Consider the following 22,596-nt stretch of genomic DNA (forward strand, 5'->3'; position numbering starts at 1 on the left):
CCCACGATGGCTGCGAGGTCACGCTGGTGACCGCGATCGGCGCCGACGAGCCCGGCCTGCGGATTCTCAGCGACCTCACCGAGGCGGGGGTGTCGGTGATCGATCTGGGCATCGAGGCGCCGACCCCGGTGAAGATCCGGATGCGGGCACGCGGACAGACCCTGGTCATGGTCGACGACTCCGATCCGGCGGTGCCGGTGGGCGATCCGCCCCCAGAGGTCGCGCACGCCCTTGTCGAGGCACAAGGCGTACTCGTCGCCGACTACGGGCGCGGGGTAGCCGCCCAACCACGACTGCGAGTACTGCTGGCCACCGTGGCGCGGCGTGTGCCGGTGGTGTGGGATCCCCATCGTCACGGCCCGGCACCGACCGACGGGGTGAGCGTCATCGTCCCGAATGCGGAGGAAGCCGATCTGCTCACCGCCGAGGACGGAGCGGCCGGCGACCTCGACAGCGATGTCCGCCGGGCGCGCAGCCTTCGATCACGATGGCGATGCCAGTACGCGGTGGTCACCCGAGGCGCCGATGGCGCTGTCCTGGTCGGCGCCGACACCGATCCCGCGCACGTATTCCCGGCCCCACGCCGGGAGCAAGGCGATACCTGCGGGGCGGGTGATCGGTTCGCCGTGAGGCTGCTCGGTGAACTGATCGGTAATCGCACAATGTCGACAGCTGTGCAACGCGCCGTCACAGCGGCGGCCGACTACGTCGCCGGGCAACGCGCTACGGCGGGCAACCACCCGCGACCGGATGGCGCGGGTGACGGGTTCGCTGTGGCCGATCGGGTGCACGCAGCCGGTGGCCGGGTGGTGGCCACCGGCGGCTGTTTCGATGTGCTGCACGACGGGCACCGACAGCTGCTGGAGGCCGCTCGCGCCATGGGCGACTGCTTGATCGTGCTGCTCAACAGCGACGCGTCGGTGGCCAATTTGAAGGGACCGAACCGGCCGCTGGTACCGCAAGCGCAGCGGGCGGCGATGCTGACAGCATTCTCCTTCGTCGACGCGGTGCTGGTGTTCGACGAGGACACCCCGGCTGCGCTGTTGGAAAGGTTGCGTCCGCATGTGTGGGTCAAAGGCGGCGACTACGGAGCGACCGAACTACCCGAAACGGCCGTGGTGCAACGTCATGGCGGCCAAGTTGTCGTCGGCCCGTACCTGGAAGGGGTGTCGACGAGCGAGCTGATCGAACGCGCTGTCGCCGGGCGGGTGATGCAGCCATGACCCGCTCCGTGCTGGTCACCGGGACGGCCGGGTTCATCGGCGGGCATGTTGCCACCGGTCTGCATGCGGCCGGGTGGACGGTGACCGGAGTCGACCAGAATCCCGCGGCTACGGCGTGGCCGTGGGAATCGATCACCGTGGACGCTGCCGACCCAGCTGTGCTGGCTCGGATCGCTGGAGGGGAGTTCGCGGTGGTCGTGCACCAGGCAGCGGTCAGCGACACCCTCGCCGCAGATGACGAGCGGTTGCGGTGGGCCAACGCCACGGTGCCGCTGCGGCTGGCTCGCGCATGCACCGACTCCGGGACACGACTGGTGTATGCCTCCTCGGGCAGCGTGTACGGCGTGGTGCCGCACGGGGCGTCGTCCCGCGAATCCGACACCGAGGATCGTGGGCGCTGCTCGGGCCCCCTGAATTGTTACGCGAAATCCAAACTCGTCCTGGATCAGTCGATGCTGCGCCGCGCGGCGGTGTTCGGCCTGGATTGCGTGGGGTTGCGCTACACGAACGTCTTCGGTCCCGGCGAGGAATCCAAAAGCTCGATGGCCTCGATTCTGTGGCAGATCGTCACGGCCGTGGCGGCGCGGCGGCCGGTCCGGTTGTTCGACGACACCTTGACCGCCGCGCGGGACTACCTGCCGGTGCAGGTGCTGGTGTCGACGCTGGTGCGGCTGCTCGATACCCCGCAGGTCGCAGGCGTCTACAACCTCGGTTCCGGGACCGCGATCCGGTTCGAGACCTTGCTGGGCTGGTGTACGGAGTGGGCGGGCGCACCGGTGCCGCTGGTGGGGGTGCCGAACCCGATCCGTGACCGCTACCAGTACTGGACGTGCGCCGATATGCGGCGACTGCGCGCCGCGTTGCCTGGCCTGGAGCCGGTGGACACCGAGGTGATCCACCGGTACGCCCGCGACCTGTTCGACCACGCCCGCGCCGAAACCTTCGGCGTCGGCGAGCTTGTGAAGTCCCTGTGATCGGAGGAAACGCAATGTCTACCAGCACAACCGGCGTGCTCGCTGGCGAGAAGGCGCTACGCCACCGGCTCACGGCCTTGTCGCGGTCGCTGCGCGAGGTGACCGCGGTCGAGCACCTCCAAGAGCCGCGGTACATCAGCTACGACACCGTCCGCGATGCCGACGGCACCACCTACGGCCGCAAGAAGGCGATCCTGATGTCGGGCGGCTGTTCGGTGCCGACCTGCACCATGTGTCCGTTCACCAACTACAACAACTTCGGCCTGCACGGCGCGAACCCCCGGGGCTTGCGCGAGCAGGTCGCCACGCTGCTGGCACGCACCGATGACGAGCCGGACTACGACATGCTCGCCCTCTACAACGACGGGTCGTTCTTCGCCCGCCGCGAGGTACCGGCCGAGGTCCAGCTCGATATCGCCCGCCGCGTCGCGGTCACTGGTGTGCGCCGCCTGGTCGTCGAAAGCCTGCCCCAATTCCTCACGCCCGAGACCCTGGCACCTTTCGTCGAGGCCCTCGGCGATGTCGAGCTCGAGGTGGGAATCGGGTTGCAATCGGCCGACCGGCTGGTCCGCGAAACCCTGGTCAACACCCGAATCACCCGTGAGTCGTTCGAAGACGCGGTGGCGTTGATGCAGGCACACCACGTAATTCCCAAGGTGTACCTGATGATCAAGCCCCCGTTCCTCACCGACGGCGAGGCCATCACCGACGTGATCTCCTCCACCGAGTACGTGGCCTCGCTCGGCATCGGCGGAGTCACCGTGTGCCCGACGAGGCTGGCACCGAACACCGTGGCGTGGTGGCTCTACCAACGCGGGCACTACCAGGCGCCGAACCTGTGGACCGTCGTCGACGCCGTGCGCGGCGCGCACGCCAAAGCGGCGGTGCGGGTGGCCTGTATCAACATGCGCGGCACAGACTTCGACTCGGTGTACCCGGACTCCTGCGAGCGCTGCGCGAACGGCATCGTCGACGGGCTGGTGTCCTACAGCGTCACCGGTGACCTCGCCGATTTGCCCGTCACCTGCGACTGCCGGCCTGACATACGAGCGGTCGACCTCGACCATGACGCGATCCTTGCCCGCACCGCGGCATCCCTCGACGTCGGCGAGGCCACCCCGTGAAACCGCCACCTACCATCGCCGAACCACCACCAGGGTCGCACCTGCCGCAGATTCTGGCTGCTGCGCACGCTCGGCATGGCCCCGTCTTTGGTGTCGGCTCAACGACGGGGCCGCCGACGGTGTTCTGCATCGGGCCGGACTCGGTGCGGGAGATGTTCGACCAGGAACGCGCAGGCACGCTGAGGGTGTACAACACTGCGGCGGTGCAGGCGCTGTTCCGCAGAGCGGTGTTCACCCTCCACGGTGCCGAACACCTGCGGGCGCGCAGTTTCCTGTCGACCGGGTTGCGCCACGGTGCGGTCACCGCCTACCTGCCGACAATCGGCGCTATTGCGCACCGCCATGTCGCCCAATGGGCCACCCTGCCGACCATCGAGCTCTATCAGGCGGCGCGCGACTACACGATGGCAGTGTGCCTGGCCGCGATCATCGGCCTGGCCGTCGACGACCCCATCGCACAGCGGGTGCCGGACCTGTTCGACCGATTCGTCGCCGGAACCGAACTCCCACCGACCCGCACGACCGGCAGCGACCCGGCATACGCCGCCGCACTCGCCGCCGCCGAGGAACTGCGCGCCCTGCTCGAATCGCCCGCAGTGCGCATAGAGGGCAGGGCCGAGTCGGTGACCTCGAAGCTGGTCGCCGCCGGTCACGCCCCGGGCGGAAGCTTGGCTGATCATCTGCTGGCCCTGCTGATCGCCGCGCGAGAAACCACCGCCAGCCTGGTTACCTGGTTGCTGGTCGAGTGCGCGCTCGACGACCAGCTCGCCACCGCGCTCACCGCTGAAGCCCGCAGTCTGGTCGAGAACCCGTTGCAGGTGCTCCAGCACGGCGCTATCCCGCAGTTGCGGCACGTGCTGACCGAGTGCACCCGAGTCCATACACCCAACACGATCGCGACCCGGCGGGCCACTACGCCGGTGACGCTCGGCGGCTATCTGGTCCCAGCAGGCTGGCACGTCGCCTACAGCGCTCCCGTCACCCACCTTCTACCGCAGGAATATCCGGACCCGGAAGCGTTTTGCCCGCAACGCTTTCGCAGTGCCGAGGGCAGGCGCCGCGCCGCGGGGCTGCTCGCGTTCGGACGCGGCCCGCACGCCTGTGCAGGTCGCGGGTTCGCCGAGGCCACGACACTGTTGCTGGCGGCGGCTGTGCTGGCCGAACACTGGATCGACCTGCCGGCCCGACGACCAGAGGTCGGCCGATTCCAGCCGGTCCGGGCGCCAGCGGGGCCGGTCGAAGCCCGCATACGCACAAGGGAGGTGGCTGGCCGGTGAACATCGACGACATCGTCGACCGGCTCGCCCGGTTCGAAACCGCGACAGCAGCCCGGCTTCATCTGATCGCCAGCGAGAACCAGATGCCCGCCGACGCCCGGCTGCCGTATGTGAGCGCTGCCGCCGTCCGCTACTGCTTCGGCAGCGCCGAGGACACGCACTGGGCGTGGCCTGGACGCGACGAACTCGCCGAGCTGGAATCGGTAGCGGCCCACGCCATCGGAGAACTCCTCGGCGCCCAGCATGTGAACACCAAACCCGTCTCGGGATTGTCGGCGATGACGGTGGCGCTCTCGGCGCTGGCCGGGCCGGCACACACCGTGCTCAGCCTCGCCGAAGCCGATGGCGGTCACGGCTCGACACAGTTCGTCGCACACAGGTTCGGGTTGAACTGGCAGCCCCTGCCCGTCGACCCAGCCACTATGGGCGTCGACCTCGAGCTGCTGGCCTCCCAGGCCCGCCGGACCAGCGGGCCCGTGCTGGTGTACCTCGACTCGTTCATGGCGTTGTTCCCCCATGACATCGCCGGCATCCGGGCCGCGGTCGGCGAGGACGCGGTGATCCATTACGACGGCTCGCACACCCTCGGCCTGATCGCGGGCGGCGCGTTCCAGAACCCCCTAACCGAAGGCGCCGACAGCCTCGGTGGCAGCGTCCACAAGACCTGGCCCGGTCCGGTCGGCAAGGGCATCGTGGCCACCAACGATCCGAACCTCGCCCACCAGATCGACACCCACGCCGCCGGATGGATATCGCACCATCACCCCGCCGACGTCGCCGCGCTGGCGATCTCGACGGCATGGATGACCGCCCATGCCACCCACTACGCGACCGCGACCGTCACCCACGCCCGCCGCCTGGCTTACGCCCTCGCTGCAGAGGGGTTCACCGTGTGCGCGGCCGACCACGGATACACCCGATCACACCAGGTGTGGATCGACATCGCTCCCACGTGCCCGGCTGATACTGCCTCACGGCTGCTGTATGAGGCCAGGATCGTCGTCAACGCCATCCCGTTGCCCTACCTGCCCGAGCCCGGCCTGCGGCTGGGAGCACAGGAACTGACCTTCGCCGGTCTCGACGCCGCGGGTTTCGACGAACTCGCCGCGCTCATGGCGCGCGTACTCATCCACCGCGATCACCCTGAACAGGTCGCCCGCAACGTCGCAGACCTGCGCATCCGCTACGGCATCGGCGACGCCGCTGCGGCCGACCATACGGCGCAGGAGGTGCTGCGCCGAGCGTGGCGGCAGGAAGAGAGGACTTCATGAACGCCACTGATCTGCCACTGACCACCAGCGACTTCTTCTGGCGACCCGACTGTCGTCATTTCATCGGCGGCCTGCCGTGCAAGCACTGGCGTCCTTGCCCAGGGTGCACACTGTATGACCCGGTGACCCACCGCATCCTGATCGTGATGCTCAAACGGATGGGCGACATGCTCATCGCCTCCCCACTACCGGCCCGCATCAAAGCCGAACACCCCGGCGCACACATCACCTGGCTCGTCGGCGCCGAATCCGCCCCCATCGTGGAGATGATCCCGCACGTCGACCGCGTCCTGACCTGGGAGACCGAGACCGCCCACACAGTGCTCGCCGAACACTACGACGCCGTCTACAGCTTCGAACGCCACCCCGCCGTGGCCGGGCTCGTGCCCCGGATCAGCGCCGAGCACCACGCCGGCCTCGCCTACGGCGGCGAGAACAACAGCCTCTATCCGATCGGCACAGCGGCCCGGCACTTCTTCGCCATGAACACCTGGAACGACTTCCGCACCAGCGGAAACAGTAAGACGTGGACCGAGCTGTACTTCGAGGTCGCCGGCTACATCTACACCGGCGAGCCCTACCAGCTGTCGGTGCCGGACGCGGCCAAAGCCCGCGTCGCCGCGCGGCTAGGTACCAGCGGCGGCTGGGTCTGCCTTAACGTCGGCGGCTCCAAGACGACCAAGCTGTGGCCCACCGGTCACTGGGCCGACCTCGGGCGGCGACTGCTCGGCGACGGGCACCGGCTGGTCATCACCGGCGGCCCCGCCGACGCCCGCACCTGCCACCAGCTGTTACGAGAACTGGACACCGGAGTGGGCCGAGTGCGTCACGACGCCATGACCCTGCAGGAATTCGCCGCGGTCCCGGACTTCTGCGACGCGATGGTGACCGGCGACAGCCTCGGATTCCACCTCGCCCTCGCCTACGACCTGCCGGTGGTGCTGCTCCTGGGCCCGAGCAACGGCGCCGAAGTCATCCCCAAACACGCCGACAATGTCACCGCGCTGCGGTCGACTCTGCCGTGCTCCCCGTGCGCACACCGGGTCACCTGCGGCGGGATCGGCGGCTGCATGGACACCATCACGGTCGCCGACGTCCATGGCGCGGTCCGCAACTCACTGTCCACAGCCGCCGTGCGGGAGGGCTGACCGCGTGGGATACGTGCTCGGGCTCGGCGGCCCCTACCATCACGACGCCTCCGCCTGCCTCGTCGCCGACGGCCAACCCGTCGCGTTCGCCGAAGAGGAACGGTTCTCCCGAATCAAGCATCACCGCGATTCCCGCTCGGCCGCCTCCTCGGCCGCATGGTGCCTGGCCCAGGCCGGAATCCGGTGCGGTGATATCGACGAGATCGCGGTGGCCTGGAACCCGTACTGGCCGAACCCCGCCGATGAGATCACCGACCCAGACCTAATCGCTGAACTCCTCGGACCGCTCGGCACCGGCCCGGAAAGACCACGTCGACTGACCATCGTCGGCCACCACCTCGCCCATGCCGCCAGCGCCTTCTACCCCGCAGGTGTCGCCGACGCCGCGGTCATCGTGGTCGACGGCTCCGGCGACGGTGTCTCCACCAGCATCCATCACGGAACCCGAGCCGGTCTGCGATGCCTGCGAACCTTCCCGTTCACACAATCACTGGGCTGGTTCTACCAATTCGCCACCGAACACGCCGGGCTCGGCGACTGGACCCACGCAGGCAAACTGATGGGCCTGGCCGCCTACGGAAAACCGACCATCGACCTGAACTTCCTGCACCCCACCCGCGACGGCTACCACCTCGACCTCACCCCCTACGGCCTCGCACCCGAGGCCGACCACACCGCCGGCTACACCGACCTCACCTACTACCGAGCCCTGCGCCACGCCTACCGCAAGGCATTCACCGACGCCGGAATCCCGCGCCAAGCACCAAGATCGGACGACGCCCACCAAAGCCTCGCCGCCGACCTCGCAGCATCGGCCCAATTCCTGCTGCAACGCTGCCTGATCAGCGTCGTCTCCACCGCTCTGGAGGAAACCGGCGCGACCGCGCTGTGTCTGGCCGGCGGTGTTGGGCTCAACTGCACCACCAACGGCATCCTCGCCCGCACCCCCGACACCGACACCTTGTTCGTGCAACCGGCCGCCGGTGATGCCGGATGCGCTCTCGGCGCAGCCCTGGAAGTCGCGCACCGCCGCGGTGACCACACAGTGCCCGGTCCTCGCCAAGCACACGCCTTCTTGGGTCCGGCCTACGACAACCACGCCATCGAGACCGCCCTGCACGATGCCGGCGCGAACTTCACCACCCCACCCGATATCGCCGCGACCGCCGCCCGCCTGATAGCCGAGGGCAAGGTCATCGGCTGGCACCAGGGCCGCGCCGAAGCCGGTCCACGGGCACTCGGTGCCCGCAGCATCCTCGCCGACCCCCGCACCACCAGACTGCGCGACCGCATCAACCGCGACATCAAACACCGCGAACTCTGGCGGCCCCTCGCACCGAGCATGCTCGACCCGACCGGCTGGACCACCACACCCGACGGCCCGGCAGAATTCATGATCGTCGCCCACGAGGCCACACCCCGAGCACGCCAACAGATCCCCGGCGTCGTCCACGCCGACGGCACACTGCGCCCACAACACGTCGACCCCGCACACCAACCGGAATACGCCCGACTCCTGCACGCCCTCGAAGCCGAGACCGGGATCGGCGTCGTATTGAACACCAGCTACAACGGCCCCGGCGAACCGATCGTCGACACCCCAGCCGACGCACTCGCCAGCGGCGCCCGACTCGGCCTGGACGCCCTCGTGATCGGCGACTACCTCGTCACCACACCACCATCGGCACCCACCCATCAACAGCACCGACCACCGAGAAAAGGATCATGACCAGCGTGACCGACACCGACTCGATTGCCCTCACAGACCGAGTCCGCGCCCGCTACGGCGACGCGGTACACATCGGCGCCGACTGCGACATCGCCGACGACGTCGACTTCGTCGTCGACACCGACGCCACCATCACCATCGGTGACCGTGTCAGCATTCGCCGCGGCACGACCCTGCAAGCCAACACCGGCGGACACATCACCATCGGCGACGACACCGCCCTCGGCGAGAACGTCGTCCTGTCCGCCATGACCCGCATCCACATCGGACGCGGCGCAGGAATCTCCAACATGGTCGACATCCACGACCACAACCACCGCGCCCGCACCCCCGACACCCTCACCCCGGGTGAGCCCATCACCCCGTGGGCCAGCGGATTCGACACCGCTCCAGTCACCATCGAGCCCGGCGCGATCGTCGCGAACAAAGTCTCGATCACCGCCGGCGTCACCATCGGCCAAAACGCCCGCATCGGCGCCAACGCCGTCGTCACCGCATCCGTGCCGCCGAACACCACCGCCGTCGGCGCGCCCGCCCGCGTCACCGCCCGCCACCCCGGACCCCTCGACCCCGAACACCCCCGACCCCAACTGCGGATCGGCTGGTTCGGAACATCCCTGATGGAACACTACGAAGCCCACAACCCCCGCCTCGCAGTCCAAGCCGATCTCCCCGAGATCGGCGAACAGATCACGGTCACCGAATGGCGCAAACGCGGCTACGTCCATGTCCTGACCACCGGATGGTCCACCCGCTACCCATGGATCACCTTCACCACCGACAACCACGGCGAAGGAGGAGCAACCAGCCGCGACGTCCTGACCAACCTCCGAGCCGCAGTCGACGCCGGCGGCCGATGGGACCTCGCCGTCCTCGGAGTCGGCCTCAACGACGTCTGGCGACACCACCAAGGCCGGATGAGCGAAGCAGTCGGCATCGGCGAATACGACACCAACATCCGCACCGCCCTCGGGCTCCTCAGCGCCTGCGCCCGCCGGATCGTCGTGATCGGTGAACCCCCGATCGGCTGGGACCCCACCATCGACGTCGCCGCCGCCAACGGCGATCTGACCGAATACAACCAGCGCGCCCGCCGCGCCGCCGCCGACCACGACGCGGTCTTCGTCGACATCTGGGACGACATCACCTATGTCGCCACCTGCTTCGGATGGTCACCCGCCACCCCCACGGCCCCAGCCGCCGAAGCACCCAGCGTGTGGGCCGACGGAGTGCACCTCTCCGAACAAGGCGACGAAACCGTTCGACACATCACCGACCAAGCCATCACCGCCCACCGAGTCCTCGATGGCCTGCTCACCCTCGACAGGCTCGACCGCGCGACCGCGGCTCGGGAATACGCCCAGTGACCCTCGCCCACCCGGCGATCAAGACCATCGCAGACGTTATGCGAAGTGCGGACCCTCCTCGCGTCGTCTTCTGCGATTGGCACGGAGTGCTGTGCCGGAAACCGTTCTGGCACAGCATTACCGACGATCCGGATCACTCCCTTTACGCTGTTCTGAATCGAGAACTGGACCGGCTGTTCACGACAGGCAATCGGGAGGGCCGCGAATGGATGTGCGGAAAGCGCAGCTCCCGCGACATCCTCACCAACCTCGCTGCCACGCACTCGGGCCTCGATGTTGACCAGCTCCTGACGCAACTCGCACACGACATCGCCCACATGCCCGTAAACCAGTCGCTTCTCCGAGCACTGCGTGACGCCCGGTACCACTCGACCGTTGTCCTGGCGACCGACAATATCGACGCGTTCACCAGCACCTTTCACGCCGTCACGTCCAGTCATAACGAACAACCATCAGGCACGGAGACGCTGAAAGAGGCTGCCGCCGTATTCGACGACATCATCAGCTCGAGCGACACCGGCGTACTGAAATCCGAAGACCCTGAAGCCTTCTTCGGCTCCTGGCTGACCACCGCAGGGCTCTCCTTCGGCGAGGCGCTTCTGATCGACGACCGCGCCGACAACTGCGCGGCATTCGAACGATGCGGCGGTGCCGCCATCGAATGGACCCGATATCGGCTGGAAGAGCTGTCCGCCTGAACGAGCCACCGTAGACCTGCTGCCAAATGCAAACCGGAGCGTTCAACCGAGCAGCAGCAAGAACACGAAGCATCAGAAGAGAGCCGACGACCGATGGCCGGTGGATTGATCGGCCACCGGTCGAAGCCCTCTGATTTCTGTGTGGCAGGCCAGCCCCTACTTCAGCGCTTGCAGGGCGGTATGTACCTCAGCGACCTCGTCGAGCAGCATGTCGAGACGGTCGAGCAGGTCCGCCCGCCGTTGATGGGTGCTCACAACAGGCAGTTCCGAAGCCTCGCTGGTGCCGACTTCGGAGCGGTCGAGCGGCTGGTCCGTCGCCGGGGTCGTGCCCTGGTCTTCTCCGAAGATTGTGCTGCATAGTTGGCGGACACGTTCTTCGTCGTTGCGGGAGAAGCGCCACGCTTCACCATCCGAGGTGGGTGTGCCACCGAGTTCGTCCGCCGCGTCGTGGAAACGGCGGTCGTATGGTGCCTCGACTTCGACCTCGGACCCGACCGAGATGATTACACTTTGCATTGCGGAGCCCTTTCTCCGTACCTGCCCCGGTCTGGTGTTGGCCCACCAGCCGGGGCGTCTCAATTCTGGCGGATACGACGCTATATGTGCGCCCGGAGACCATCAATAGGTAATTCAGCGAAAAGATTTCCACAGCAATATTTTTCGCGAGTCCATCGGAAAACAATTTAGGGATTGGTCCTACACTTGGCGGTTACTCAGCTACCTGCGGATATGAATTCTTCGACGCATGGTGGTTCAGTTCGTGCCGTCGGCAGCCAAGGCGGCGCGGATGAGGCCGGCGAGTTCGACTGCCTGCTCCAGAGACCAGGACAGTATTCCGTTTTCCGCCATCAGGGCATGGAATTGCTGTTCGCGGTAGGGCACTCCAGGTGGTAGGGCGGCAACGTGCCAGTGGAGGTGAGCGTTGCCCTGTTGGCTGCCGAGACTGGCGATATATAGCCGTTCGGTGGGGACCACCGTTTGCAGTGCTCTCCCAACGCGGCGAACCATTCTCATCAGTCGCAGATATTCGTCTTCGTCCAGGTCGTCAACCACATGCTCATGGTGATGTTTCGGCGAAACGAGCACGTAGCCGGGCAGGGTCGGATACCGGGACAGGAACGCGATGTTCTCATCGTCCTCAGCAACGATCTGCTCAAGCTTCGAGTCGTGCTGTCCCGCGACGATGGCGCAGATGAAGCACGGTTTCGAGCGAACCCGCCGTTCATAGTCGTCGATGTCGAACGAGATGCGTTCCATGACAACGATTCTGCGCCGATCCTGCTCACGAAGGCGCCGGAACGGCACGATAATTACGCGGCGCGGTGCCGCCTGATCGGGGTGGTCGCGGTGAGCAGAAGGAGCTGAATCAATGATGTTCGACGACAAGTTGGGCGAGTTCCAGCAATGGCAGGCCAGCCCATGGGGCAGGCTGCGGTACACGGTGGCGATGGCGAACCTTGTCCGGCACCTGCCCGCCGAGCGAGGACTGGAGATCCTCGATGTCGGTGGTGGCAATGGTGTGGAAGCGGTTGAACTCGCTCGACGCGGACACCACGTCACCATCGCCGACCCCTCACCCCAGTCCCTCGCCGAAGCGAACACGATCGCCTCCGAGCGTGGCGTCCGCGACCACATCACCACATACCCGGCCGATATCGACTCCCTCGGCGCCACGCTGGGCACCGACGGCTTCGATGTCGTGCTACTGCATAACGTGCTTCAGTACCTTCCGGAGAGGGAACGCACCGCAACCATGCTGGCGGACCAGCTTCGGCCGGCTGGGGTGCTGTCGCTGATAGCACCCAACGCTGACACCGACCCACTGCTGAGTGCGGTGCGTGGCCTGGATCTGGACGAAGCACTGTGGCTGCTGGATAGCCCCACCCGGTACAGCGGCGCGTACGACACCAGAACTCACGCCTGCTATGCCGACCGGGTCGCGGCGGACCTGCGCACGGCGGAGCTGAGCGTTATCGGGAGGTACGGCATCCGCTGTGTCTGCGACCTCATCGTCGACGACTCCCGCAAGTCCGACCCGGATTTCTACAGCAAGCTCGAGCGGCTGGAACTCACCTTGTCCCACCGCGCTCCGTACACCCATACCGCACGGTTCTTCCACCTCATCGCAGCCCGCGCACAGTAGATGCTCCGCACGGCGTACGTCCCGAGGCGTTCGCCGAGCCTCTCGTCCGCACGATGCGCTGCGGAGAGCGTGGGAGGCTGGGGGCCGTGACCGAATCCTTCTCCTGTCCGATTGTCGCTACGGTAACGCCGTACCAACGTGGCGGTCACCTGGATCTTTCGGCGTTGAGCGACTATCTGGATCTGATTGGGGCTGCGGGTGTCGAGACGGTCCTGGTCAACGGAACCACCGGGGAATTCGCCAGTCTGACGGTGCGCGAGCGGATCCAGGTCGCCGAGCACTGCCGAAGCAGGTGGAGCGGTGTCCTGGTCGTGCACGTGGGTGCATGCGCGGTCGGTGATGCCGTGGAATTGGCGCGCCACGCCAGCGACTTCGCCGATGCGCTGGCGGTGATGAACCCGTTCTTCTTCGCCGAGGCTGCCGAAACCGGGATCGGGGCCTACTTCCGCGCAGTGTTGCCGCACTGCCTGCGCCCGACACTGCTGTACAACTTCCCACGCCACACCCAGGCACCAATCCCACCGCGGCTCGCCGCGCAGCTGGCCGGAGAGTTTCCGCAGCTGACCGGGATCAAAGACTCCGGGAAGGACCGCTCATTGACCTACGAGTATCAGCAGATCGGCCCCGACTTCCGGGTGTATCTCGGTGACGACCGGATCGGGGCCCGGATCGCGGAGATCGGGGCGGCCGGGGTGGTCACCGGCGCCGGAGGGCCGGTCGCGGAGCTGCCGGTAGCGGTCGCAGCGGCGGTGGCGGCCGGTGACATCGAGCGTGCCCAGGCCCGGCAACACGAATTCGACCGCTACACCGACGCCCGTAAACGACTACCCATCAGCGATGTCGCCTTCGCCAAAGCCGCGGTGTCGACCCGGCTGCCCGGGTTCCCGACCCTAGTCCGGCCACCGCTGACCTCAGCATCACCCGAACATGCGCGAGAGATCCACACGGTCATGAGATCGATACTTCCGCTACTCCACCGTGACAACCCGGCGTACTGATCAGAATCCGGTTCAGTTTTCGATCACGAGATCGCACACTGTGCGGGCCAGTTCCCGAACTCCGGAATCGAGAACACCGGACCGATACCCAGTCCAGTCCGCCAACTTGGGTGCGTCGCGGGCAGAACCCCGTGCGATCATCCGCTGTCGAACCTGTTCGGTGGGCGAGTCTATCCACACGGTCACGACCGGCAGGTCCGCCTCAGCTTCGGTGTGCTGTCGCATGAAAACTCCCAACGGAAGTCCTGCGGCGCCTGCCGCACGCATGGTCGACAGGAACGGTGCGTCCAGCACCACCGGGTGGTGGGTGGCCACGGTCAGGCCGGTACGGATGAGGCTGTCGTAGATGCCCGGCGCAACGACCTCGCGGTAGGTGTCGGAATCGCGATCGAACGGATCGCCGGTCAGCCGCGTCATTACCGACTCCTCCAACGCCGGTGCGAGTGTGTCCTTGTCCAACACGACCGCGCCCATCCCCGCGGCGAGCCACCGCGCGGCCGAGGACTTGCCTGATGCGGGGAATCCGCAAATCACCATCGCACCAGTGCTCCGGATCGGTGCCGCCGCCTGGTCGAGCTGCTCGCAGACCAGGGCGGCCAGGGACGTCGACTGCTGTTCTTTCATCACCGATGGACTCCATCACACTTGCTTGCGCTGGCGAATTCAAGCCGCGTGCTGGTCACGTTGCGGGAACCGGTGTGCGTGCGCGGTGGGCGCGAACACGGCATTTGCCGGAGCAGTACAGTGCTGGTCTGCCACCGCGGCGCTGTTTCAGTGGCGCCGCGCACCCCGGTGCGGCGCAGATCCCAAGACGGTTCGGGCGACCTTCGGCAAGGCCGGGCCGTTCGGCCGGCGTCGGCGGTAGGGTGTGGCAGCCGTCCCGGTGTACTGGCCACTGGCTTTCGGTGCGCCACAGCTGGCGGTGGGTGCCGTGGTCGTCGACCTCGTAGGGTTGATAGCCGAGCCGAGCCAGTTCGGCGGCGTCGAGTCCGCGTTCGCGATGGAAGGTGTTGATGGTCGAGGCGCCGATGGCGCTGCGAATCTGGAAGCAGGGGCGTCCAGGGTGCGCGCCGCAGCGTAGGCACGGCTGGTCCATTTCGCCGTAGAACCCGCGCCAAAGCTCGCCGGTCACAGGCATGCTTGTGGCGAGGGACGCGTGTGGTTCGGCTTCATCAGGATGAAGTGGAGTCACGCTCGCGGTGACGGGATCGACCCATTCCGCGCGAACCAGGAACGGGAACCGCCTGCGTAGCTGCTTCCATGCCCCGGATGGCCGAAAGGCGTCTGTCAGCGTTGCGTGCACGTAGTCCAGCGACCGCGTGGCGGCCGTGAGCTCGGTGAGGGTGCCTTCGACCCGGACCAGTCCAGACGGCATGAGTAGAGGGACTTCGGTGGTCGAGGTCAGCCCGTCTGCGCCGAGGTCGATCATGCAGACCGATTTCGGCGGGTCGAAATCGATGGGCCGCGGGCCGAAGTCGTAGACATAGGGCAGAGGCGAGCCCGAGTAGCGGACCGCGCGGGAGACCGCGTGCGGCCAGTGTAGGTCACCGAGCGCGACATAGTCGATTCCGGCGAACACCTCGACCGGGACCGTGTGACGGCTACCGACCCGCAACCGTTCCGGACCGCGTTCGGTGGGGTCGGCCACTGGAACATGACCGACCACCACCGAACGCGCTTCCGGACGGCCCGCCAGGTCCGCACGCACTCGCGTCATCGCGGTAAGCCAGCGATCGGCGTGCGACCGGCCCGCACCACAACCGAGCGCGGATCCAGTGAACTGCAGACATGGAACCCCGTACACCGCGACAGACCCGTGCTCGTCGTCGAACAACACCGGCCTGCCGATGCCGGCCACGCTGGTCACCAAGTGCAACCCGCCTGCGGCAGAGAACACTGCTCCGGCTCCCAGACGGATCGGTGAGTCATGGTTACCTGCTATTATCAGCAGCTGCGCGCCAGCAGCTCGGATCGCGGCGAACGCGTCCTGACACACAGCAACCTCGGCCTCAGATGGATCGGTTCTGTCGTATATATCGCCAGCGACGACCACGAGATCGACTTCCCACTCCTCTACGAGTGCTGGGATCTCCCCGACGAGTATGACCCGCTGAGCGGCCAGCAAGGGCATGCCACGCATCCGGAACCCGATATGCCAGTCGGACGTGTGCAGGATCCGCATGCGCGACAGGATATTCCGCGCCACTGACAACTCTCGCGGACCGGGGTCACAGTGCCCAGGGGTACCCGCAAGGAGTTCCAGCGGTGGGCCTTCGTGCGGCAGGCGCCGGCCGTTTCGCTGCTCCGATTACCAGCCGAAGTAGCTGCGGATGAGCAATTCGTCCGGGCGTGGCTCGGGTATATGGAGGTCTTTTGGCGCGCATCCGAGGAGTGGGTGGGCGTCTGCGGTGGGGTCGGTGGGGTGGTGGAACAGGATCAATTCGATCACTGTGTCGACGTAGGCGAGCGCCGTGGTCATCAAGGTGACCGCGAAGGTGGCCAAGTCGCCGACGGTCGTCGGTTCGGCCGACAGGACCGTGGTGCTGGCCTTCCAGACGCCGAGTTTGGCGACCTGTTGCTGGGTGAGTTTCACGTCGTCGAGCAGGTCGAGGTTTACGGCGATGGTGGTAGCGCTGCCGTATCCACGGCTCGGTACCGGCCCAGTCGGCAGTACGGCCTCATGGATGTAGTTGCGCAGTGTCGAGGTGATGTAGGCGTAGGTTCTGTATTCGACGATCCGGTCCACGATCTCACCGGCGGCGTATTTCTCGACGATGTGGCTGGTGATTAGGGGCAGAGAGTGCAGGCTCTTGGGTTCGTTCCTCTTCGGTCCCCGGCCGTCGTGCAGCCGTCTGAACAGTCGGCCGAATGTGTCGAATACTGCGGTCAGGTAGAGCAGTTCGCGGTCGAATGCCTCGCTGACCCGCTCGGTGGTATCGGCGGTAGGTGTGTGCGGCCCGTTGTGGGTCGACAGTGCGGCCAGCAACTCGTCGAGCGCGCGCAGCGCGCGCTGGGCCCGTGCCGAGATCGAGCCGAGGTCGGAGACGACATCGGTGTGCCTGCCCATCAGGGCGGCCACCATCAGGTGGCGAAGATGCGGGATGTGGCTCTCGATCCCGATGTGGTAGACCCCGCTGACCGATCCGGCGCGCAGATCGTCGTAGACGATGACGCCCGTTCGGTTGTACCGCAGGCTCAGGTTTCCCGTCATGCGCAGATAGTGACCGAATATCGGTAGCAGGTCGGGAGGGGTGATCATGGCGGCGATATCGTTGTCGGCGACTTCGGGTCGGCCCGCGGTCGGCGCCTCGGTCACCACAACGTCTAGCCCGAGTTTGAGGGCCACGGCCGCCAGCGCTGCGGCGCGGTAGCGGTCTTCCTCGGTGAGGTCGGATTCTGCCGACTGTAGGGCGTCGAGGTTGGCGTAGACGCCGAAGAACGGGCACCAGCCGCCGAAGGTCTGCTCGCCTGCGGTGTAGGTGGTCACCCAGACCTGCGACGCGTCGGCGATCTTTTCCAGTTCGCCGAAGCTGTGATAGTCCACGACATGCACGATCGCGCAATCGAGGCGCTGCCTCCACGGTTCGGTCAGATCGTCGTGTTGCTCGCCGAATACGAGGAACGCGGGCTCGATTTCCGGGCGCCGTCGCAGCACCGATACGAAGTCGGCGATATCGGGCGGCTCGGCCCCCAGGGTCGACAGATCCAGGCCGACTCGCAGCGGGCCGCGTCGCCGGGACGAGTGGATACAACGGCCGATGCTCGCCATGTGGTGCACGGACATACCTCATGAAGCGATGCTCCGGCGCGTCGTGGGGCAGTACCAGCCCCTCAGTGCCGGTCACGCCGAAAGTCTCTCCCGCCACGGCAGTCCGGCGCTACATCTGTTTCGATGACAGCGCCCGGTGTAGCGGGTCGGCCTGGTGGTGGTTCGGCCAGCCGCCTGTTCTGGTTTCTCGTCGGCGGTCGCCGTGCTCCGGCGGGGCCCGGCGGCCGTCGAACCAGCCGCGGACGGCGATGAATCGGAGCTGGCCGGGCCGTCCGCGTCTCATTCGATAAAGCCCGGCTCCATCGGCCGATGGCATCTCTACCCCAGGGGCTCATCGCCACGATCCGCCACCGACCGGTCATCCGGGCCGCAGTCTCGGAACACCTCTCCTTACGAGGCGATAGCGTAGCCACCGATTACACTCGCGCTCTCCCATGAGGATCCCGCGTGGGTATTCCGCGCCGACGAAGTGCCGTCAGGACGGTGGTGTGGTTGACGTCGAGATGGTTGCCGACCCGGGCGAGTGACCAGCCGAGCTTGTAGAGATGGATGGCGGTGTCGACCTGGTCGGGGGACAGCCCGCGGCGGCGCATCGGTACCTCGTGTCGGTGGAGGATATTGCTGACTGTGCGCCGTTCGATACCGAATCGGGCAGCCAGTTCATACACGGTTGCTCCGGCCTGGTAGCCGGTGATCAGCTCCGCGACTTCATCGGCGTCGAGTTGCCGTGCCCGCCGGGGTCTGATTCTCACCACAGGCGGTGGGGCCGATGTTGTGGGGTCGGGTAGCTTCTGGATCAGGTTTTCCAGGGCTTCCGCCTGCGTTTCAGGGCTTCTACCTGCGCTTTTAGGGTTGTAGTAAGGTCCCCCAAGGTCCACAGAAACTGTCGGCGGAAGCTGGTAGGTACGGAGTCGGTATTGCCCATGGTGGTCTACCGGCTCCGCTGTCTTTTGTGGGGACTAGTTCAGGTGGGCGCGTTGGGGAGCCGCCAGCGCAGCGATAAGCGCCTTCCCGGTCTGCTGCTGCCTGCCTGTACGGCGGCGATTTGCTCAGCACGAGGGGGAAGATGCATCTGTCGAGGTGAAGCTCGCTGTGTTGACTGATGCGATTGATGGGGGAATTTGCATTCACCCATATATAGTGTGCGCTATTGCCGGTGCCGCCTGATGGCCTCAGGCCGGCTACGGTGGTGCTCCGAGGGCGCTTAGGAAGGTACGTGACAAGCTATGCATATCCGGCGAGTGGTGCTCTCCAACATCAAAGGTTTTGACAATGCCGACTTGAATTTCGTTGGTGACTCCGCGCAACTGAACGGCTGGGCTGTTATCACTGGTGATAACGGTGCGGGCAAGACGGCGTTTCTCAAGGCAATCGCACTAGCACTCCTGGGGCCGGATCAAGTCAATGCGCTGGTTCCCGACCTGAACGGTTGGATCACGGAAGGCGCTAGCTCGGGAACTATCTCTGTGGAAATTCTTCCGGATCATGACTATGACAAGACGCGACGGGGAGGATTTCCCGTATCGACAACTTTCTGGGCCGAAGTTGAAATTAAGAAAGACGGCCCGATTATGGAAATATCATCTGCCGATATATTCCGCAACAAGAAGCGAAGTGCGCTAAATGGCCCCTGGCAATCGCTGACTCCTGGCTGGTTCGCAGTCGGGTACGGTCCTTTCCGGCGTCTTTACGGTAGTTCACCAGATGCTCAGCGCCTTATGATGTTGCCCGGACGAGTTCCGCGGTTCGCAACTCTTTTCAAGGAAGATGCCACTCTGGCCGAAGGTGAAGAGTGGGTCAAGCAACTAAATTATAGGCGGCTGGAGAAAAATAGAGAGGATGAGACTACGCTCAACTCTCTACTTTCGCTTGTAGGTGATAATTTCCTGCGTCAGGGTGTTTCTATCGACGAAGTCAACTCCGACGGAATCTGGCTGCGGGACACCGCTGGTCGAAGGATGCCGCTTTCAGATATGAGTGAGGGTTATCGGTCGGCTCTGGCTATGCTGATTGATGTATTCCGGCACATGGTTGCTGTGTATGGCGTCGATGATCTCCTTGCCAAGGATGAAGAGGGACGTTCGTTCATCAATCGCCCCGGCGTTGTTATGATCGATGAAATCGATGCTCATCTTCACCCTGCATGGCAGCGTGAAATCGGGTTCTGGCTCAAGCTACACTTGCCGAAGATCCAATTCATAGTTACGACGCATAGCCCACTTGTATGTCAAGCAGCTGATGCTGGCCGTATCTATCACATGCCTTCAGCTGGCGAAGGTGCGCCGTTCATGCTGATAGCCGAAGAATATAAGAAGATCGTTTCCGGAAAGCCTGATGAAATACTCCTGACACCCGCTTTCGGCTTGCACAACACTAGATCTCCACGGGCAGTTTCGGCCCGAGAGCGGCGGGCCCGACTAGTCGCGAAGTCACGGGTTGCTGGATTGAGCCCGTCTGAAGTCGAAGAATTTGAACAACTGGAGTTGTTTACCGGTATCGCGGAGTAGTCCAATCAATGCGAAGACTTTATCGACCTTCTCTCGACTTGAGCAGCAGGCGGTTGCTGGACAGAAATCGGCGTTTATCCGGATCTAGTGAAGCAGTGAGAGAATCGTGGAATAGGTTTCGACGGTCTGCTGGTGCTACGCCAGTCATCGAGGCACTCGAAACGATGGCGGGGCCCCGGCAGCGTTGTGCTTATTGCAGCGATTCTCACGCATCGGATATTGATCACTTCGTTCCGATTGCCCATGACTTCAGTCGTGCGTTCGCTTGGAAGAACTTGCTGTGGGTTTGTACGAAATGCAATCGGCAGAAGGGAGTGCGATTCCCAAAGCGGGAAGACGGATCCGCGCTGTTGATTGATCCTTCGTGCGTCGATCCGTGGAGGCACCTTACACTCGACACGATGACGGGGTTCGTGTCGCCGCGCTACGTAGGGGATGGCTACGACGTCTTCGGCGAGGCGACTCTGTTAGTACTTCCGACTATAAATCATGAAGCTGTGGCGGCGGGACGAGAGCGTGTTGCTCGGCGATTGAAAGAAGCTATTACTCAGGCATGCGAAGATCGTACGAATGAAAGTCGAAAGAAGATATTCCTAGAAATATCTGAGGACGATGTCGGAGTTTCTCGCTGGTATGCTTTTTGGGAAGGCTCCTTTGAACGCGAGATGCAAATGCTAAAAATGCACGACGTGTCATTATGGCGACGCTTTGTACGAGGCTCTGCTAACCGCGCATGAGCGCGGTTAGGATTTCTATCAGAATTCGAACGGGTGCCAACCCCCACTCAAGCGATCGCGGTGCGCAAGGCGAACCAGCCTGTGGTGGGGTCGGCGAAGCCGTGGTAGGTGAGGCGGACTCGTTGGTCTACTTCGAAGAGGCGGTAGACGGCGAGCATGGCTCGGGAGGTTGCCTCCTGCTGGAAGTCGTCGATGCGGCGGTAGCCGATGGGGTGTTCGGGGAGCAGGGCCAGGCGGGTCAGTTCGGCGGGGTCGTTGACGTCGAGGCCCATCGGTGTGGCGGCGGTGATGTGGTGGTCGTGCAGGATGGCGTGGATCTGGTGCGGGTCGGGGCGGTCGGTGCGGAACACCTGAAGTGCGGTGTGGACGCCTCGATCGGGGCGAGCCGGCTCGCTCTGCACCAAGTCGATCAGCTCGGCGTCGGGGATGGGGGCGCCGGTGTCGTCGGCGAGCGGGGCCTGTTCGAGCAGGTGCAGCATGTTGCCACCGGGGATCAGTGGCTCCGGGGCCAGGAACAGGGTGACGGTGGGGCAGGCGCAACCTTCGCCGAGCAGACAGACGCGCATGTGGAACGAGTCGGGCATGCGGCCCTCCTCCATGGGAAACGGGCCGGATGTACCGGCCCATGCCGGATCGGGACTTCGAGTTATGCCGATCGCGCGGTTGCCGTAGCTTTTCGGCGGTCGACCGTGCCGCAGTTCCCCAGTCTAGGAGCCGGGCACCGCCCGCGCATTGCCATCGCCCGCCCAATTCACCGTATCCGCCGCCGGGCGAGTGCCGGAATCGGAAAGCGCTCAGCCGTGCACGTGGCAGAGGGTGAGCGCCCTGGTCCGGAGGGCTCCCAGGCTGATCTTGTCGTTGTCCGCGCCGGTGGCGCGGAGAGGTTCGATGTCTGCCACTCCGGCGTCGGAGGCGTTGTCGTTCAAGGCGTAGGCGGCGCCGCCCGGGGCGACGAACACGGCTTGGTCGCCTGGGCGGCATTCCAGGGTGCCGTGGTCGACGGTGAGCGGCCACAGGTAGCCGAGGTTCTCGCTGCGGATCGCTTGGCTGTTCGAGGTGGGTGGGGGAAGGGGCGACGGAGAAGGGTGAGCCGGGTTCCGCGGACCGGAGCCGCCGCACGCGCACGTGGCCAGGAGACCGGCAAGCAGACATGTGAAGAGTGTCCGGCCGACTACCCCCGGCCGGGCATCGATGCGTCCTTCTGGCATGGTCATCCGCGTTACCCCCCTTTGCGGTCACGCAGACCCCCTGCGCTCCGGGAGCAGCCTATCGACCGAAGCCACTGTCGCGCTACGGGTTCGGTCTCAGGTCCACGCACCCGAGCTTGCGGGGTATACCGGGGGCTCAGCTGATCCGGATCTCAGCAGTCGGGGCCGATACGTGGGGATAGTCGGTGGTGACGTCGACCTGCACGCGACCGGGGCCGGTGGGTACTGCGGCGAAGACGGTCTCGGGTGTCTTGTTCGGGGCCGTGTCGTCGGTGACCGGCATGACCACAGTGCCCGTGGCGCCGGTGTCGAGATTGCGCCAGTGCACGAAGGCCGTGAAGGTACACGGCATACCCACAGGGGTGGAACTGGCGAAGTTGATGCCGAAACGGGCGGCGCCGGGCGTTCCGGTGGGTGAGGAGA

21 protein-coding genes and 1 pseudogene are annotated in these 22,596 nt (G+C 65.3%); 13 read left to right on the top strand and 9 right to left on the bottom strand.

Annotation, left to right across the window (positions count from 1 at the left end; translation table 11 throughout):
- From ON27_RS33300 to ON27_RS33340, 9 genes are all read left to right on the top strand, one after another.
- Positions 1 to 1,223: PfkB family carbohydrate kinase (locus ON27_RS33300; protein ID WP_043736637.1), on the top strand; the 1,223-nt coding region annotated here is incomplete at its 5' end.
- Positions 1,220 to 2,197: an NAD-dependent epimerase/dehydratase family protein gene (locus ON27_RS33305; RefSeq protein ID WP_043736640.1), complete on the top strand. Its 978-nt coding sequence runs from the start codon at positions 1,220 to 1,222 to the stop codon at positions 2,195 to 2,197. The genes ON27_RS33300 and ON27_RS33305, both read left to right, overlap by 4 nt.
- Before the next feature lie 14 nt (positions 2,198 to 2,211).
- Positions 2,212 to 3,321: a hypothetical protein gene (locus tag ON27_RS40320; RefSeq protein ID WP_138456835.1), complete on the top strand. Its 1,110-nt coding sequence runs from the start codon at positions 2,212 to 2,214 to the stop codon at positions 3,319 to 3,321.
- A 152-nt stretch (positions 3,322 to 3,473) separates the two neighbouring features.
- Positions 3,474 to 4,598, top strand: coding sequence for a cytochrome P450 (locus ON27_RS33315; RefSeq protein ID WP_138456836.1), 1,125 nt, complete (start codon positions 3,474 to 3,476; stop codon positions 4,596 to 4,598).
- Positions 4,595 to 5,869, top strand: a complete 1,275-nt coding sequence (locus ON27_RS33320) for a PLP-dependent aminotransferase family protein (RefSeq protein ID WP_051047262.1) — start codon at positions 4,595 to 4,597, stop codon at positions 5,867 to 5,869. Before ON27_RS33315 ends, ON27_RS33320 begins: the two co-directional genes overlap by 4 nt.
- Complete coding sequence (locus tag ON27_RS33325) at positions 5,866 to 7,017, top strand: glycosyltransferase family 9 protein (protein ID WP_043736645.1); 1,152 nt, start codon at positions 5,866 to 5,868, stop codon at positions 7,015 to 7,017. Before ON27_RS33320 ends, ON27_RS33325 begins: the two co-directional genes overlap by 4 nt.
- 4 nt (positions 7,018 to 7,021) lie before the next feature.
- A complete protein-coding gene (locus ON27_RS33330; RefSeq protein ID WP_051047263.1) occupies positions 7,022 to 8,746 on the top strand; it encodes a carbamoyltransferase family protein in 1,725 nt (574 codons plus the stop codon).
- A complete protein-coding gene (locus ON27_RS40325) occupies positions 8,743 to 10,113 on the top strand; it encodes a GDSL-type esterase/lipase family protein (protein WP_051047264.1) in 1,371 nt (456 codons plus the stop codon). The genes ON27_RS33330 and ON27_RS40325 overlap by 4 nt, the downstream gene beginning before the upstream one ends.
- Positions 10,110 to 10,811 (top strand): HAD family hydrolase, encoded by a 702-nt coding sequence (locus ON27_RS33340; protein WP_043736648.1) that lies wholly within the window; start codon positions 10,110 to 10,112, stop codon positions 10,809 to 10,811. Before ON27_RS40325 ends, ON27_RS33340 begins: the two co-directional genes overlap by 4 nt.
- Before the next feature lie 156 nt (positions 10,812 to 10,967).
- On the opposite strand, the gene ON27_RS33345 is transcribed toward ON27_RS33340, so the two are convergent.
- Positions 10,968 to 11,327, bottom strand: coding sequence for a hypothetical protein (locus ON27_RS33345; RefSeq protein ID WP_043736650.1), 360 nt, complete (start codon positions 11,325 to 11,327; stop codon positions 10,968 to 10,970).
- A gap of 237 nt (positions 11,328 to 11,564) precedes the next feature.
- Positions 11,565 to 12,068: an HIT family protein gene (locus ON27_RS33350; protein WP_043736653.1), complete on the bottom strand. Its 504-nt coding sequence runs from the start codon at positions 12,066 to 12,068 to the stop codon at positions 11,565 to 11,567.
- Positions 12,069 to 12,180: 112 nt separating this feature from the next.
- On the opposite strand from ON27_RS33350, the gene ON27_RS33355 reads away from it, so the two are divergent.
- Together ON27_RS33355 and ON27_RS33360 are read left to right on the top strand one after the other, a co-directional pair.
- The gene (locus tag ON27_RS33355; protein WP_043736656.1) at positions 12,181 to 12,954 is read left to right on the top strand and encodes a class I SAM-dependent methyltransferase; all 774 of its coding nucleotides are present in this window, start codon (positions 12,181 to 12,183) and stop codon (positions 12,952 to 12,954) included.
- Positions 12,955 to 13,007: 53 nt separating this feature from the next.
- Positions 13,008 to 13,952 (top strand): dihydrodipicolinate synthase family protein, encoded by a 945-nt coding sequence (locus ON27_RS33360; RefSeq protein ID WP_082393294.1) that lies wholly within the window; start codon positions 13,008 to 13,010, stop codon positions 13,950 to 13,952.
- A gap of 12 nt (positions 13,953 to 13,964) precedes the next feature.
- Here the strand turns inward: ON27_RS33360 and ON27_RS33365 are convergent, their stop codons facing one another.
- From ON27_RS33365 to ON27_RS33380, 4 genes are all read right to left on the bottom strand, one after another.
- Entirely contained in the window at positions 13,965 to 14,576 is a 612-nt protein-coding gene (locus ON27_RS33365; RefSeq protein WP_051047265.1) for a P-loop nucleotide/nucleoside kinase family protein, read from the bottom strand.
- 55 nt (positions 14,577 to 14,631) lie between these two features.
- Positions 14,632 to 16,134, bottom strand: coding sequence for an exonuclease subunit SbcD (gene sbcD, locus ON27_RS40330; protein ID WP_113975353.1), 1,503 nt, complete (start codon positions 16,132 to 16,134; stop codon positions 14,632 to 14,634).
- Between the two features lie 126 nt (positions 16,135 to 16,260).
- Positions 16,261 to 17,736, bottom strand: a complete 1,476-nt coding sequence (locus ON27_RS33375) for a hypothetical protein (protein ID WP_043736662.1) — start codon at positions 17,734 to 17,736, stop codon at positions 16,261 to 16,263.
- 401 nt (positions 17,737 to 18,137) lie between these two features.
- Positions 18,138 to 18,473 (bottom strand): helix-turn-helix domain-containing protein, encoded by a 336-nt coding sequence (locus tag ON27_RS33380; protein ID WP_197986988.1) that lies wholly within the window; start codon positions 18,471 to 18,473, stop codon positions 18,138 to 18,140.
- A 492-nt stretch (positions 18,474 to 18,965) separates the two neighbouring features.
- On the opposite strand from ON27_RS33380, the gene ON27_RS41930 reads away from it, so the two are divergent.
- The gene (locus ON27_RS41930) at positions 18,966 to 20,228 is read left to right on the top strand and encodes an AAA family ATPase (RefSeq protein ID WP_169334556.1); all 1,263 of its coding nucleotides are present in this window, start codon (positions 18,966 to 18,968) and stop codon (positions 20,226 to 20,228) included.
- Between the two features lie 164 nt (positions 20,229 to 20,392).
- On the top strand, positions 20,393 to 20,965 hold the full coding sequence (locus tag ON27_RS46185) for an HNH endonuclease (protein WP_506330637.1): 573 nt from the start codon (positions 20,393 to 20,395) through the stop codon (positions 20,963 to 20,965).
- A 47-nt stretch (positions 20,966 to 21,012) separates the two neighbouring features.
- On the opposite strand, the gene ON27_RS33385 is transcribed toward ON27_RS46185, so the two are convergent.
- The 3 genes and pseudogenes from ON27_RS33385 to ON27_RS33395 all read right to left on the bottom strand — a co-directional run.
- Positions 21,013 to 21,549: a hypothetical protein gene (locus tag ON27_RS33385; RefSeq protein ID WP_043736679.1), complete on the bottom strand. Its 537-nt coding sequence runs from the start codon at positions 21,547 to 21,549 to the stop codon at positions 21,013 to 21,015.
- 210 nt (positions 21,550 to 21,759) lie between these two features.
- On the bottom strand, positions 21,760 to 22,179 hold the full coding sequence (locus tag ON27_RS33390) for a DUF2511 domain-containing protein (RefSeq protein ID WP_245560481.1): 420 nt from the start codon (positions 22,177 to 22,179) through the stop codon (positions 21,760 to 21,762).
- Between the two features lie 130 nt (positions 22,180 to 22,309).
- Positions 22,310 to 22,596: pseudogene (locus ON27_RS33395) on the bottom strand (hypothetical protein); the annotation flags it as partial.

The sequence above is a fragment of the Nocardia asiatica NBRC 100129 genome, from assembly GCF_000308415.1.
Lineage (GTDB): Bacteria > Actinomycetota > Actinomycetes > Mycobacteriales > Mycobacteriaceae > Nocardia > Nocardia asiatica.

Coding starts and splice junctions, on each gene's coding strand:
- ON27_RS40320 (WP_138456835.1), top strand. CDS start 2,212: ATGTCTACCAGCACAACCGGCGTGCTCGCTGGCGAGAAGGCGCTACGC.
- sbcD (WP_113975353.1), bottom strand. CDS start 16,134: ATGCGGATCCTGCACACGTCCGACTGGCATATCGGGTTCCGGATGCGT.
- ON27_RS33385 (WP_043736679.1), bottom strand. CDS start 21,549: ATGCCCGACTCGTTCCACATGCGCGTCTGTCTGCTCGGCGAAGGTTGC.
- ON27_RS40325 (WP_051047264.1), top strand. CDS start 8,743: ATGACCAGCGTGACCGACACCGACTCGATTGCCCTCACAGACCGAGTC.
- ON27_RS33360 (WP_082393294.1), top strand. CDS start 13,008: ATGCGCTGCGGAGAGCGTGGGAGGCTGGGGGCCGTGACCGAATCCTTC.
- ON27_RS46185 (WP_506330637.1), top strand. CDS start 20,393: ATGGCGGGGCCCCGGCAGCGTTGTGCTTATTGCAGCGATTCTCACGCA.
- ON27_RS33355 (WP_043736656.1), top strand. CDS start 12,181: ATGATGTTCGACGACAAGTTGGGCGAGTTCCAGCAATGGCAGGCCAGC.
- ON27_RS33315 (WP_138456836.1), top strand. CDS start 3,474: ATGTTCGACCAGGAACGCGCAGGCACGCTGAGGGTGTACAACACTGCG.
- ON27_RS33365 (WP_051047265.1), bottom strand. CDS start 14,576: ATGAAAGAACAGCAGTCGACGTCCCTGGCCGCCCTGGTCTGCGAGCAG.
- ON27_RS33345 (WP_043736650.1), bottom strand. CDS start 11,327: ATGCAAAGTGTAATCATCTCGGTCGGGTCCGAGGTCGAAGTCGAGGCA.
- ON27_RS33390 (WP_245560481.1), bottom strand. CDS start 22,179: ATGACCATGCCAGAAGGACGCATCGATGCCCGGCCGGGGGTAGTCGGC.
- ON27_RS33375 (WP_043736662.1), bottom strand. CDS start 17,736: ATGTCCGTGCACCACATGGCGAGCATCGGCCGTTGTATCCACTCGTCC.
- ON27_RS33305 (WP_043736640.1), top strand. CDS start 1,220: ATGACCCGCTCCGTGCTGGTCACCGGGACGGCCGGGTTCATCGGCGGG.
- ON27_RS33325 (WP_043736645.1), top strand. CDS start 5,866: ATGAACGCCACTGATCTGCCACTGACCACCAGCGACTTCTTCTGGCGA.
- ON27_RS33350 (WP_043736653.1), bottom strand. CDS start 12,068: ATGGAACGCATCTCGTTCGACATCGACGACTATGAACGGCGGGTTCGC.